Consider the following 13,338-nt stretch of genomic DNA (forward strand, 5'->3'; position numbering starts at 1 on the left):
ATGGTATGGCGCTACATTAAATAACTCAAATTCATATTTTTTATGCTTTGGATTACCAACTGGAATAGCACCATGGACCTGGCCAACCTCAACGCCTTTATCGCCATCGCCGAGACCGGCAGCTTCTCCGGCGCCGGCGAACGCCTGCACCTGACCCAGCCGGCCATCAGCAAGCGCATCGCCGGTCTGGAACAACAATTGAAGGTACGACTGTTCGACCGCCTGGGCCGCGAAGTCGGCCTGACCGAGGCCGGGCGGGCCTTATTGCCCCGCGCCTATCAAATCCTCAACGTGCTGGACGACACCCGCCGGGCCCTGACCAACCTCACCGGCGAAGTCAGCGGCCGCCTCACCCTGGCCACCAGCCACCATATCGGCCTGCACCGCCTGCCACCGATTCTGCGCACCTTCACCCGGCAATACCCGAATGTGGCGCTGGATATTCAGTTTCTGGATTCAGAAGTGGCCTACGAAGAAATCCTCCACGGCCGTGCGGAAGTCGCAGTGATCACCCTGGCGCCAGAGCCCCACAACCTGGTACGCGCCACCCGGGTGTGGGACGACCCGCTGGATTTTGTGGTGGCGCCGGAACACAGCCTGATCAGCAACGGTTCCGTCAGCCTGGCGGATATAGCCGGGCATCCGGCGGTGTTTCCCGGAGGCAATACCTTTACCCACCATATTGTCAGCCGCCTGTTCGAGGCGCAGGGCCTGATGCCCAATATCGCGATGAGTACTAACTACCTGGAAACCATCAAGATGATGGTCTCCATCGGTCTGGCCTGGAGTGTGTTACCACGCACCATGCTCGACGATCAGGTGGCAAGTATCGCTTTGCCGGGCATACAGCTCAGTCGCCAGCTAGGCTATATCGTGCACACCGAAAGGACGCTGTCGAACGCTGCGCGGGCTTTCATGAGCCTGTTGGATGCACAGGTCGATCTGCCAGGGTTATCGGCATGACACCGTGCGGGCCAAGGGTTTGGGTCAAACCGCGCGGTTTTCTCAATGAGCCAAGGCCCTTTGATAATGCGCAACCCCCTTGACCCGATTCCACCCCTGCCCCGCATCTACGCCCTGGACCCTCAAGCGGCGGAACAAAGCTGGGACAGTGCCCCGCAGCTGCTGGCGGCCCTCAATGCCGCGCGGCTGGGTGCCTGGTGCTGGGAAATCGACACAGGAAGAATCAGTTGGTCACGGGGCACCCAGGCGCTATTCGGCTTTGACCCGCGCCAGCCTCTGCCCAAGGACCTGGACTACCTCGACCTGCTGGCCCCGCAAGACAGCGCGCGGGTGGTGCGCGGCTTTCATGCGGTGCTCGCCGGAGAGCCCTTCGACCGCGCCATGCACCACCGCATCCAATGGCCCGATGGCAGCCTGCACTGGCTGGAAATCAGCGGCAACCTGGCCCCCGACAAAGCCGGACGGCGACGCATGATCGGGGTGATCCGCGAGATCACCCACCAACGCGACCGTGAACATGCCCTCAGCCATTCTGAAAAGCGCTTCGCCACACTCTTCCACCTGTGCCCGAACATGGTGCTGCTGACGCGCCAGGCCGACGGCTTGATCAGCGAAGCCAACCAGTATTTCGAGATGCTGTTCGGCTGGCCAGTGGCCGATGCCATCGGCCGCACCACCCTGGAACTGGGCCTGTGGCGCCATCCGGAACAGCGGGCGCTGCTGGTCAAGGCCACCCAGCGCAAAGGCGAACCCATCACCATGGAAGTGCAGTTCTGCGCCAGCAACGGCCAGATCCATGACGGCACCCTCAGCGCACAAAAGGTCGAACTGGACGGCGAGGCGTACCTGATCAGCACGTTCCTGGACACCACCGAACGTAAAAACGCCGAGCAAGCACTCAAGGACAGCCAGGAGCGCCTGGACCTGGCTCTGGATTCCGCGCAACTGGGCACCTGGGATTGGCACATCCCCAGCGGCATGCTCTACGGCTCGGCGCGTGCCGCCCAGTTGCACGGACTGGAACCCGCGCCGTTCCATGAATCCTTCGATGCGTTTTTTGAGGGCATGTCCGATGAAGACCGCGAGGGTATGCGCCATGCGTACCGCAGTTTGCGCGAAGGCCCGGACGGCAACTATCAGTTGACCTACCGCGTGCAAATGGAAGACGGCAGCCCGCGTTACCTGGAGAGCCGCGCACGCCTGTATCGCGATGAGTCAGGCAAGCCCCTGCGCATGGCCGGCACCTTGCTGGATATCACCGACCAGGTCGAGCGCGAGCAACGGCTGACCGCCTCGGAGGAAAAGTTCGCCAGCCTGTTCCAGGCCAGCCCCGACCCGATCTGCGTCACCTGCCTGGACAGCGGCGCGTTCATCGAGATCAACCCGGCGTTTACCCAGACGTTTGGCTTTACAGCCGCCGAAGTACTCGACAAAAGCGCCGAACAAATCGGCCTGTGGGACGACTCCAGCAAGCGCCTGCAACGCATCGAGCAGGTGATTCGCGAGCAGGCCCTGAGCAATGTGGCCATCGTGGTGCATCACAAGGACGGCCAAAGCCTGACTTGCATGATTTCCAGCCGTTTAATCAAGGTCAGCGACCAGCCGTGCATCGTCACCACGCTGCGCGATATTACCCAACAGCAACGCTCGGAAGCCGCACTCAAGGCCAGCGAAGAGAAGTTCGCCAAGGCGTTCCACTCCAGCCCCGATGCGATTTCCATCACCGAGCGCGACACCGGCCGCTATGTGGAGGTCAACGATGGCTTTTGCCGCCTGACCGGTTACCGCACCGAAGAGGCCATCGGCCTGACCCTGTACCAGATCGGCATCTGGGCCGACGAAAACCAACGCGCCGCACTGTTGGCCGAGTTGCAGATCAAGGGGCGCATTCACCACCTGGAAATGCTCTGGCGCAACAAGCGTGGCGAGGTACTGGCGGTGGAGGTCTCGGTGGAGCCGATCACCTTGAATGAAACCCCCTGCCTGCTGCTGACCGCACGGGATGTGAGCCTATTGAAGAACGCCCAGGCACAAATCCGGCACCTGGCCTATCACGACCCGCTGACCAACCTGCCGAACCGCGCACTGCTGATGGACCGCCTGAGCCAGCAGATCGCCCTGCTCAAGCGCCACAACCTGCGCGGCGCCCTGCTGTTTCTGGACTTGGACCACTTCAAGCACATCAACGACTCCCTCGGCCACCCCGTTGGCGATACCGTGTTGAAAATCGTCACCGCGCGCCTGGAAGCCAGCGTGCGCATGGAGGACACCGTGGCGCGCTTGGGCGGCGATGAGTTTGTGGTATTGCTCAGCGGCCTGGAGGGCACCCGCCAGACGGTCAGCAGCCAAGTGCAAGCGCTGGCCGATACCCTGCGCGAATTGCTCTCGGAGCCGATGTTTCTCGACGGTCATCGGCTGCAGGTCACACCCAGCATCGGCGTGGCACTGATCCCCGACCACGGCACCACACCCGCCGATTTGCTCAAGCGCGCCGACATCGCCCTGTACCGCGCCAAGGACTCCGGGCGCAACACCACGCAGATGTTCCACAACAGCATGCAAAGAACCGCTAGCGAACGCCTGCGCATGGAGACTGACTTGCGCCTGGCCTTGTCACGCGGCGAATTCAGCGTGCATTACCAGCCCCAGGTGGATGCGCGCGGCAACCGGATAGTCGGCGCCGAGGCCCTGGTGCGCTGGCAGCACCCACAATTGGGCGCGCAGTCACCGGCGGAATTTATCAAGGTATTGGAAGACAGCGGCCTGATCCTGGAGGTCGGCACCTGGATTCTCGATGAAGCCTGCGGCGCCTTTGCCCAGTTGATTGCCGACGGCTTGGTGGACCCGCTCAATTTCAGCCTGTGCGTGAACATCAGTCCCCGGCAGTTTCGCCAGAACGACTTTGTGGAACGGGTGGAGCACAGCCTCAAGCAACACGGTTTGCCGTTCAGCCTGCTGAAACTGGAAATTACCGAAGGCATCGTGATCCAGAACCTGGACGACACGGTGGTGAAGATGCGCCGCCTGAAAAAACTCGGCGTGAGCTTTGCGATGGATGATTTCGGTACCGGCTATTCATCCCTGACCTACCTCAAGCGTCTGCCGGTGGACGCGCTGAAGATTGATCAGTCGTTCGTGCGCGATGCGACCCACGACCCCAATGATGCGGAAATCATCCGCGCCATTGTGGCCATGGCCCGCAGCCTGAACCTGGAAGTCATCGCCGAGGGGGTGGAAACCCTGGAGCAGTTGGCGTTCCTGCAAAAGCTGGGCTGCCATTTATTCCAGGGGTATTTGCACAGCCGACCGTTGCCGATCGAGGGGTTCAGGCGGCTGCTGGATGAGGCATGCCCAGCAGGCGGCTGACTTGGCCCAAGTCCGTCTCGCGGCGCAGGGCCGTGAACAACTCCACTGCCTCCGGGTAGTTGCGCGTGAGCATCGCCAGCCACTGCTTCAAGCGGCCGGGCGCCTGCTTTTCCGTCAGTTGCGCCACCGACTGGCGCCAGAACTCCTGAAGCATCGGCTGCATCTGCGCCCAGGTCATCTCGACCACGTCTTCGCCGGCCTTGGCCGCCACAATCTGCCGCGCCAGATCGGGCCGCGCCACCAGGCCACGGCCCAGCATGATGTCTTCGGCGCCGCTGATTTCGCGGCAGCGTTTCCAGTCTTCGACGCTCCAGATATCGCCATTGGCAAACACCGGCACCTTGACCACGTCCTGCACCCGCGGGATCCACTCCCAATGAGCCGGCGGCTTGTAGCCATCGGCCTTGGTGCGTGCATGCACCACGATATGCGCAGCGCCGCCCTCGGCCAGGGCCGTGGCGCACACCAGCGCGCCATCCGGGCTGTCGAAGCCCAGGCGCATCTTGGCGGTCACGGGAATATGGGCGGGTACGGCGCGGCGCACGTGCTCGACGATCTGGTTGAGCAGCTCCGGCTCCTTGAGCAGCACCGCGCCACCTCGGGATTTATTCACGGTCTTGGCCGGACACCCGAAGTTCAGGTCGATCACTTCAGAGCCCAATTCACAGGCCAGGGCGGCATTTTCCGCCAGGCACACTGGGTCGGAACCGAGCAACTGCACCCGCAACGGCACACCCGCCGCCGTGTGGGCACCGTGCAGCAGTTCAGGCGCGAGCTTGTGGAAATAGGCAGGCGTGAGCAGGCGGTCGTTGACCCGGATGAACTCGGTCACGCACCAGTCGATACCGCCCACGTGGGTCAACACGTCCCGCAGGATGTTGTCGACCAACCCCTCCATGGGCGCCAAAGCAATTTGCATGGAAAACACTCAACAAAAATCGTGGCGCAGTTTACTGGGTTTCCCGCGGCAACCGTTAACCCCCTGTCAGGGCGGGGCCGTAACCTTCAATAAACTCGGCGGGCATGCGCTTGGGCTTGCCGCTGGACAACTCAATACATACGAAGGTTGTTTGCGCGCGCAGCAGGGTCGCGCCGTCACGGGGGCGTACCAGTTGGAAACGGCGGGTCATCTTCAGGCGCTGGTCCCAGTCGACGATCCAGGTGGCCAGTTGTAACTCATCGCCCTCATAGCCTGCCGCCAGGTAGTCGATCTCATGGCGTACCACGGCCATGGCGCGGTCGAGGCGGCGGTATTCGGTGAGGTCCAGCCCCAGGCGCTGGGAATGGCGCCAGGCACAACGCTCCAGCCATGAGACGTACACCGCATTATTGGCGTGCCCCAGGCCGTCGATGTCCTCAGCCGCAACCTGCAGATCGATGATGAACGGCGTTGCCAAATCCCAGCCCATGCCTTGCTCCAGTCGATTGATGTCGGCGGGGCAGTGTATCAGGCGATCTGGCGCTCCTGTAGACGGCAGCCGGCCAATAGGGCGAGCACAGCATCGATGACCTGCGGGTCGGCGAGCACTTTCTGGTGGCCGCCCTGCTCCAAGCGCAGCAGGCGGCTGTCGAACCAGGCTTCGTGAATGGCTTGAGCCGCCCTGACCGGAACAAAGGTGTCGTCTTCGGCGTGGACGATCAGGCCGGGAATGTTCAGTTGGTAGTGGGCCACGTCCAAATGCTTGAGCGCCATGCCCATGCTCAACTCCACCTCTTGGATAAAGGCTGAGCGCGCCCGTGGCGGCAAGCCGACCATGCGGGTGAACCCGCGTAGCACATCCAGAAAGCGCGACGGTGCGGCAATGCTGACCAATGCCTGCGTACGCAACCCCAACTGCACCGCCAACATCGCACTGGCGCCGCCCATGGAATGGCCGACCACCGCATACAGCGGCGGCAGCTCGGCCGCCGCCTCAAGCATGGCGCGGGCAAACAGCAGTACATGGGCTTCACGCCCTGGCGACCGGCCGTGAGCGGGACCGTCCAGGGCAATTACCGAATAGCCGTTGTCGACCAACGCCGTGATCAAGCTAGCGAACTGGGTGGGCCGGCCTTCCCAGCCATGCATCAGCAGCACCGCCGGGCCATGCCCCCATCGCAACGCCGACAGGCCGAAACGCAGGGTGATGCGCTCCGACTGGGCCAACAGCGGCAACTCCCAGTCACGCGGCGGAAGATCGCGCGGGGTCATGAAGGTGCGACGCATCTTGCTGGCGACCGCATGCGGCGCAAGGCGCCCCACCGTGCCATTGAAACCACGAACCCAGGTCAATGCGCCCATCTCGCGCCCCCTTTTTCAGCGTACCGCCGACTTGGCCGCACGTATCACCCGATCCGATAACTCGCCCGGCCCCAGCGCCCGCGCCAGGGTCAGCCCCCCGACCATCAAGGCCATGTCCGCCAGGGCTTTGTCGATCTCTTCAGGGCTGCCGGCCAGTTGCGCAGCCATCAACTCGACGTGCTCGTTCAAGACCTCGCGAAAAGCATCCGGCAAGCGCCCCATCTCCCCCACCGTCGCGGGCAACGGGCAGGCCTGGGTCGTGGAGTCGCGGTGCTTGCGTGACAGATAAAACGCGGCGACCAACGTGCGACGCTCTTCGCCGGTCAGCTGGTCATCCAAGTCATCGATGGAGGCGCGGCGCTGCGCCAACAACTGGTTGAACGCTTCCAGCATCAGTGCGTCTTTGCTTTCAAAATGCGCGTAGAAGCCTCCTACCGTCAGCCCAGCCGCCCCCATCACTTCGCCCACACTGGGCTCAGCCGGGCCACGCTGGATCAACGCCGCGCTGGCAGCCTGCAAAATACGTTCGCGGGTTTGCGCTTTTTTATCGCTCATCGAAGCCTCCGTCTCTCATGGGGTTTAATATTATTACCATAATAATATTTGGCAAGCGACAAGCACGACCGCCGGTCAGAACAGAAAAATGGGTAATAAAGGAGGGAATTGGCCAAACGCCAGACAAACAAAAGGGCCATTCAATAATTGAATGACCCTTAAAAATCCCGCAGAGCGGGTAATCGTGGCGTCCCCTAGGGGACTCGAACCCCTGTTACCGCCGTGAAAGGGCGGTGTCCTAGGCCACTAGACGAAGGGGACACAAACCTTCTATACAACTGATCAGCGCTGAGAACTGATCGATTCAAGGACGGTGTGGCCGGAACCTTGAACCTGTAAAATTGGTGGAGCTAAACGGGATCGAACCGTTGACCTCTTGCATGCCATGCAAGCGCTCTCCCAGCTGAGCTATAGCCCCGGATTTTTCGTCTCGCGACGCAGCAGACCTTTCGAGCTGCTTGTTGAAACTGGCGTCCCCTAGGGGACTCGAACCCCTGTTACCGCCGTGAAAGGGCGGTGTCCTAGGCCACTAGACGAAGGGGACAAAACCTTCTGTACATCTGATCAGAGCTGAGACCTGATCAATTCAAGGACGGTGTGGCCGGAACCTTGAACCTGTAAATTGGTGGAGCTAAACGGGATCGAACCGTTGACCTCTTGCATGCCATGCAAGCGCTCTCCCAGCTGAGCTATAGCCCCTCATCGGTGAGGACGGGGCGAATCTTAATGGCGGTTTGGAAACGTGTCAAATTTATTTTCAACAATTTCCAAAATTTTTTGCCGGGATAACAATCACTTACCGACGAAACCCCGAAAAACCGGGGTTTCGTGCCCTAAGCGGCCTGCTTAAACGATAGCGCCCAGCAGCTTTTCCCATTCCTTGTTTTCTTTCTTCGATACACCCCCAAGCAAATCAAGGGCTTGGCGTAGACGGAAACGAGTCAAGTCCGGGCCGAGAATTTCCATCGCATCAAGCACCGACACCGAACTGGCCTGCCCGGTGATTGCGGCAAACATCAGCGGCATGGCATCGCGCAGTTTCAGCTCCAGGGATTCCACCACCGCCTGGATGGTCGCGGTGATCGCATCCTTCTCCCACTGACGCAGGCTTTCAAGCTTCCACAGGATCAACTGCATCAGCTGGCGAATTTGGTCACCGGAAAGCTTCTTGGACTCGAACAGCTTGGGATCGGGATTCACGCCACCGGCAAAGAAGAAACTGGCCAAGGGTGCGACCTGGCTGAACGTCTCTACCCTGCCCTGCACCAACGGCGCAATTTTCATCATGTACTCGGGGTTCAATGCCCACTGCTGCACACGGGAGGCAAACTCCTCCACGGGCAAGTCACGCAGCCACTGACCATTGAGCCACGACAGCTTCTCGATATCGAAGATCGGCCCACCGAGGGAGACGCGGGACAGGTCGAAGTTGTCGACCATTTCCTGCAGCGAGAACTTCTCGCGCTCGTCCGGCATAGACCAGCCCATGCGACCCAGGTAGTTGAGCATCGCCTCAGGCATAAAGCCCATGCGCTCGTAGAACGTCACCGACGTCGGGTTCTTACGTTTGGACAGCTTGCTCTTGTCCGGGTTACGCAGCAGCGGCATGTAGCACAGCTGCGGTTGCTCCCAGCCGAAGTATTCGTACAGCAGGATCAGTTTCGGCGCCGATGGCAGCCACTCTTCGCCGCGCAGCACATGGGTGATGCCCATCAGATGGTCATCGACCACGTTGGCCAGGAAGTACGTCGGCAAGCCGTCGGTCTTCATCAGCACCTGCATGTCCATGCGGTCCCACGGGATTTCGACGTCACCGCGCAGCATGTCCGGCACCACGCATACGCCTTCGCTTGGCACTTTCATACGAATGACGTGAGGCTCACCGGCGGCCAGGCGCGCAGCCACTTCTTCCTTGGACAACAGCAGCGCACGGCCATCGTAGCGCGGAGTTTCGCCACGGGCCTGTTGCTCGGCGCGCATCTGGTCCAGTTCTTCGGCGGTGCAGAAGCACGGGAAGGCATGGCCCATGTCGACCAGTTGCTGGGTGTACTGCTTGTAGATGTCGCTGCGCTCGCTCTGGCGATACGGGCCATGCGGGCCGCCGACATCCGGACCTTCAGCCCAGGTAATGCCCAACCAGCGCAGGGCATCGAAAATCTGCTGTTCGGACTCACGGGTGGAGCGCAGTTGATCGGTGTCTTCGATCCGCAGGATGAACTCACCGCCATGCTGCTTGGCAAAGCAGTAGTTGAACAGGGCGATGTAAGCAGTACCGACGTGGGGATCCCCAGTAGGCGATGGCGCAATGCGCGTGCGGACGGTGGTCATGGCAGGTCTCGAATGGGCGATATAACTGAAAATTGAAACAAGGGGCGAATGGTAACAGCCTGGGTGATTTCTGGAAAACCGAGGCGCGGCCATCGCAGGCAAGCCAGCTCCCACATTGACCGTGTTCACAGATCAATGTGGGAGCCGGGCTTGGCCGCGATGAAGCCAGCCCAATCTACGCAAATCAAACAGCCAACAGACGCTCACGCAACTTGCCAATCTCATCACGCGTCTGCGCCGCCGCTTCAAACTCCAGATCCCGCGCCAGCTGGTACATTTTTTCTTCCAACTGCCGAATCCGCTTGGTGATCTCACTCGGCGAGCGCAGTTCGTTCTCGTACTTGGCACTTTCCTCGGCAGCCTTGGCCATGCCCTTGCGCTTCTTGCTGCGCGAGCCTGGCACGGTGGCGCCTTCCATGATGTCGGCAACGTCCTTGAACACGCCCTTGGGGGTGATGCCGTGTTCCAGGTTGAACGCGATCTGCTTGTCGCGACGACGCTGGGTCTCGCCAATCGCACGCTCCATGGAACCGGTGATGCGGTCCGCATACAGGATCGCCCGCCCATTGAGGTTACGCGCCGCTCGGCCGATGGTCTGGATCAGCGAGCGTTCGGAGCGCAGGAAGCCCTCCTTGTCCGCATCCAGGATCGCCACCAGCGACACTTCCGGCATGTCCAGGCCTTCGCGCAGCAGGTTGATCCCCACCAGCACATCAAAGGTGCCCAGGCGCAGGTCGCGGATGATTTCCACGCGTTCCACGGTGTCGATGTCCGAGTGCAGGTAACGCACGCGCACGCCGTGGTCGGCCAGGTAATCAGTCAAGTCTTCGGACATGCGCTTGGTCAGAGTGGTGACCAGCACCCGCTCTTCCAGGGCCACGCGCTTGTTGATTTCCGAGAGCAAGTCGTCGACCTGGGTCAGCGCGGGGCGGATTTCGATTTCCGGGTCCACCAGGCCAGTGGGACGTACCAGTTGCTCGATGACGCGGCCCGCGTGCTCGGCTTCATAGTTGCCGGGCGTAGCGGAGACGAAGATGGTCTGCGGGCTGATGGCTTCCCACTCGTCAAAGCGCATCGGCCGGTTGTCCAGCGCCGACGGCAGGCGGAAACCGTATTCCACCAGGGTTTCCTTGCGCGAACGGTCGCCCTTATACATGGCGCCCACCTGCGGCACGCTGACGTGGGATTCGTCGATCACCAGCAAGGCGTCCGGCGGCAGGTAGTCATAGAGCGTCGGTGGCGGCGCCCCGGAGTCACGGCCCGACAGGTAACGCGAGTAGTTTTCGATGCCGTTGCAGTAACCCAGTTCCAGGATCATCTCCAGGTCGAAGCGAGTGCGCTGCTCCAGGCGCTGGGCTTCCACCAGCTTATTGTTGGAGCGCAAGTATTCCAGGCGCTCGGCCAGCTCGACCTTGATGCCCTCGATGGCGCCCATCAAGGTTTCGCGTGGGGTCACGTAATGGCTTTTGGGGTAGAAGGTGAAGCGTGGCAGCTTGCGGATCACTTCACCGGTCAACGGGTCGAAGGCTGACAGGCTTTCGACCTCATCATCGAACAGCTCGATGCGAATCGCTTCCAGGTCGGATTCCGCCGGGTAGATGTCGATCACATCGCCGCGCACCCGGAAGGTGGCGCGGGCAAAATCCATGTCGTTACGGGTGTACTGCAGGCTCGCCAGGCGCCGCAGCAATTCGCGCTGGTCGAGTTTGTCACCACGGTCGACGTGCAGCACCATCTTCAGATAGGTTTCCGGGCTGCCCAAGCCGTAGATGCACGACACCGTGGTGACGATGATCGCGTCTTTGCGCTCCAGCAGTGCCTTGGTGGCCGACAGGCGCATCTGCTCGATGTGGTCGTTGATCGACGCATCCTTCTCGATAAAGGTATCGGACGACGGCACATAGGCTTCGGGCTGGTAGTAGTCGTAGTAGGAAACGAAATACTCCACCGCGTTGTTCGGGAAGAACGCCTTGAACTCGCCATAGAGCTGCGCCGCCAGGGTTTTGTTCGGCGCCAGCACCAGGGTCGGGCGGTTGGTCTGGGCGATCACGTTGGCGATGCTGAAGGTCTTGCCGGACCCGGTCACCCCAAGCAGCGTCTGGTGCGCCAGGCCGGCTTCAATGCCTTCGACCATCTGACGAATGGCTTCCGGTTGATCGCCGGCGGGTTCAAAACGGGTAACGAGCTGGAAATCCGACATAACGTACCTCGTGAAGTCACCCCAGACTCGACACCGCCAGGGACGAAATAGCTCAGCAACCCGCGAATAATCATCGCAGGTTGCAGGAAAAAACCATGATAGCTGTAGAAGTGGTGTCAAATGTGACGGGTTTCAAGGCCGTCGTCCTACACGACCTTGCTCGCCAATGTTGCAATAAGACTAACGGTCAGCAAATAAACCGAAAAACATGGCCGAAAAGCCGTTTCCGTTGTCGCTCTCAGCCGTGATGGCCTCTATACTAGCTCCCCGTTTGTGCACCGCTCTAGTGCATTCGGCTGGAGCGCGACACGTCCCTCCTACCCCCCATAGAGCTGCCGCAAAAATGAGCCTGTTCTCCGCTGTCGAAATGGCACCACGCGATCCAATCCTGGGCCTCAACGAAGCATTCAACGCCGACACACGAACCACCAAGGTGAACCTTGGCGTGGGCGTTTACTGCAACGAGGAGGGGAAGATTCCACTCTTGCGTGCCGTTGCCGAAGCGGAAGCCATTCGTGTGGCGCAACATGCCGCCCGTGGCTACTTGCCAATCGACGGCATCGTGGCGTACGACCAGGCCGTGCAAAAGCTGCTGTTTGGCGCTGAGTCGCCGCTGTTGAGCGCCGGCCGTGTGATTACCGCCCAGGCCGTGGGCGGCACAGGCGCGCTGAAAATCGGCGCCGACTTCCTCAAGCAACTGCTGCCCAACGCCGTCGTCGCCATCAGCGACCCAAGTTGGGAAAACCACCAGGCGCTGTTTGAAAAAGCCGGTTTCCCGGTGCAGGCCTACCGCTACTACGACGCCGCCACCCACGACGTGAACCGTGCCGGCCTGCTCGAAGACCTCAACGCCCTGCCGCCACAGTCCATCGTGGTGCTGCACGCCTGCTGCCATAACCCGACCGGCGTCGACCTCAGCCCGGCCGACTGGCAAAACGTGCTGGACGTGGTCAAGGCGAAAAACCTGGTGCCGTTCCTCGACATGGCCTACCAGGGCTTCGGCGACGGCATCCACGAAGACGCCGCCGCGGTGCGCTTGTTCGCGGAATCAGGCTTGACCTTCTTTGTGTCCAGCTCGTTCTCCAAATCGTTCTCGCTGTATGGCGAACGCGTAGGCGCGCTGTCGATCGTCAGCGACTCCAAAGAAGAAAGCGCGCGCATCCTGTCCCAGGTCAAGCGTGTGATTCGCACCAACTACTCCAACCCGCCGACCCACGGCGCAGCCATCGTCGCCGCGGTACTCAACAATCCGGAACTGCGTGCCCAGTGGGAAGCCGAACTGGCCGAGATGCGCCTGCGCATCCGCGGTATGCGCGAGCAGATGGTCGCCGAACTGGCCAAGGCCGCGCCAGGTCACGACTTCAGCTTCGTTGGCCGCCAGCGCGGGATGTTCTCCTACTCCGGTTTGAGCGTTGAGCAAGTCACCCGTCTGCGCAGCGAGTTTGGTATCTACGCACTGGATACCGGCCGTATCTGCGTAGCGGCGCTGAACCAATCGAACATTGGTGCCGTGACCAAGGCGATTGTCGAGGTGCTGTAAGCAAGCCGGCAAACGTAAGACGAAGGGGGAAGCCACTGGCTTCCCCCTTTTTATTGGTGAACACACTAGACTGAACGCCGACTGCCTCTTTGCTGCGAGAACCCC

9 protein-coding genes and 4 tRNA genes are annotated in these 13,338 nt (G+C 61.0%); 3 read left to right on the top strand and 10 right to left on the bottom strand.

Annotation, left to right across the window (positions count from 1 at the left end):
• The first annotated feature begins 72 nt into the window (after window positions 1–72).
• Together RHM69_RS10615 and RHM69_RS10620 are read left to right on the top strand one after the other, a co-directional pair.
• A complete protein-coding gene (locus tag RHM69_RS10615) occupies window positions 73–963 on the top strand; it encodes a LysR family transcriptional regulator (RefSeq protein ID WP_014719162.1) in 891 nt (296 codons plus the stop codon).
• 66 nt (window positions 964–1,029) lie between these two features.
• Window positions 1,030–4,329 carry an EAL domain-containing protein gene (locus RHM69_RS10620; protein ID WP_200600268.1) on the top strand — a complete coding sequence of 1,100 codons (3,300 nt, stop codon included), beginning with the start codon at window positions 1,030–1,032 and terminating at the stop codon, window positions 4,327–4,329.
• On the opposite strand, the gene RHM69_RS10625 is transcribed toward RHM69_RS10620, so the two are convergent.
• From RHM69_RS10625 to uvrB, 10 genes are all read right to left on the bottom strand, one after another.
• The gene (locus RHM69_RS10625; RefSeq protein ID WP_057711844.1) at window positions 4,289–5,248 is read right to left on the bottom strand and encodes a tRNA dihydrouridine synthase; all 960 of its coding nucleotides are present in this window, start codon (window positions 5,246–5,248) and stop codon (window positions 4,289–4,291) included. The genes RHM69_RS10620 and RHM69_RS10625 overlap by 41 nt on opposite strands.
• A gap of 55 nt (window positions 5,249–5,303) precedes the next feature.
• Window positions 5,304–5,738, bottom strand: coding sequence for an acyl-CoA thioesterase (locus RHM69_RS10630; RefSeq protein WP_020300953.1), 435 nt, complete (start codon window positions 5,736–5,738; stop codon window positions 5,304–5,306).
• 38 nt (window positions 5,739–5,776) lie between these two features.
• Window positions 5,777–6,610 (bottom strand): alpha/beta hydrolase, encoded by an 834-nt coding sequence (locus tag RHM69_RS10635; protein ID WP_019820855.1) that lies wholly within the window; start codon window positions 6,608–6,610, stop codon window positions 5,777–5,779.
• Window positions 6,611–6,625: 15 nt separating this feature from the next.
• On the bottom strand, window positions 6,626–7,165 hold the full coding sequence (locus tag RHM69_RS10640; RefSeq protein WP_014719166.1) for a TetR/AcrR family transcriptional regulator: 540 nt from the start codon (window positions 7,163–7,165) through the stop codon (window positions 6,626–6,628).
• 185 nt (window positions 7,166–7,350) lie between these two features.
• Window positions 7,351–7,426, bottom strand: a tRNA-Glu gene (locus RHM69_RS10645).
• Between the two features lie 81 nt (window positions 7,427–7,507).
• A tRNA-Ala gene (locus RHM69_RS10650) sits at window positions 7,508–7,583 on the bottom strand.
• Between the two features lie 50 nt (window positions 7,584–7,633).
• A tRNA-Glu gene (locus RHM69_RS10655) sits at window positions 7,634–7,709 on the bottom strand.
• A gap of 79 nt (window positions 7,710–7,788) precedes the next feature.
• Window positions 7,789–7,864: transfer RNA gene (locus RHM69_RS10660), tRNA-Ala, on the bottom strand.
• 147 nt (window positions 7,865–8,011) lie between these two features.
• A complete protein-coding gene (gene gltX, locus RHM69_RS10665; RefSeq protein WP_038450886.1) occupies window positions 8,012–9,493 on the bottom strand; it encodes a glutamate--tRNA ligase in 1,482 nt (493 codons plus the stop codon).
• 184 nt (window positions 9,494–9,677) lie between these two features.
• Window positions 9,678–11,693 (bottom strand): excinuclease ABC subunit UvrB, encoded by a 2,016-nt coding sequence (gene uvrB / locus RHM69_RS10670; RefSeq protein ID WP_003192575.1) that lies wholly within the window; start codon window positions 11,691–11,693, stop codon window positions 9,678–9,680.
• A gap of 343 nt (window positions 11,694–12,036) precedes the next feature.
• Between uvrB and RHM69_RS10675 the strand changes: the two genes are divergently transcribed.
• On the top strand, window positions 12,037–13,233 hold the full coding sequence (locus tag RHM69_RS10675; RefSeq protein WP_200600270.1) for an amino acid aminotransferase: 1,197 nt from the start codon (window positions 12,037–12,039) through the stop codon (window positions 13,231–13,233).
• The last annotated feature ends 105 nt before the right edge of the window (window positions 13,234–13,338 follow it).

It is taken from the genome of Pseudomonas sp. CCI1.1, assembly GCF_034348165.1.
GTDB classification, from domain to species: Bacteria; Pseudomonadota; Gammaproteobacteria; order Pseudomonadales; family Pseudomonadaceae; genus Aquipseudomonas; species Aquipseudomonas paracarnis.

Excerpts from the sequence above, each read along its gene's own strand:
- RHM69_RS10615 (WP_014719162.1), top strand. The coding sequence starts at position 73 with ATGGACCTGGCCAACCTCAACGCCTTTATCGCCATCGCCGAGACCGGC.
- RHM69_RS10620 (WP_200600268.1), top strand. The coding sequence starts at position 1,030 with ATGCGCAACCCCCTTGACCCGATTCCACCCCTGCCCCGCATCTACGCC.
- RHM69_RS10625 (WP_057711844.1), bottom strand. The coding sequence starts at position 5,248 with ATGCAAATTGCTTTGGCGCCCATGGAGGGGTTGGTCGACAACATCCTG.
- RHM69_RS10630 (WP_020300953.1), bottom strand. The coding sequence starts at position 5,738 with ATGGGCTGGGATTTGGCAACGCCGTTCATCATCGATCTGCAGGTTGCG.
- RHM69_RS10635 (WP_019820855.1), bottom strand. The coding sequence starts at position 6,610 with ATGGGCGCATTGACCTGGGTTCGTGGTTTCAATGGCACGGTGGGGCGC.
- RHM69_RS10640 (WP_014719166.1), bottom strand. The coding sequence starts at position 7,165 with ATGAGCGATAAAAAAGCGCAAACCCGCGAACGTATTTTGCAGGCTGCC.
- gltX (WP_038450886.1), bottom strand. The coding sequence starts at position 9,493 with ATGACCACCGTCCGCACGCGCATTGCGCCATCGCCTACTGGGGATCCC.
- uvrB (WP_003192575.1), bottom strand. The coding sequence starts at position 11,693 with ATGTCGGATTTCCAGCTCGTTACCCGTTTTGAACCCGCCGGCGATCAA.
- RHM69_RS10675 (WP_200600270.1), top strand. The coding sequence starts at position 12,037 with ATGAGCCTGTTCTCCGCTGTCGAAATGGCACCACGCGATCCAATCCTG.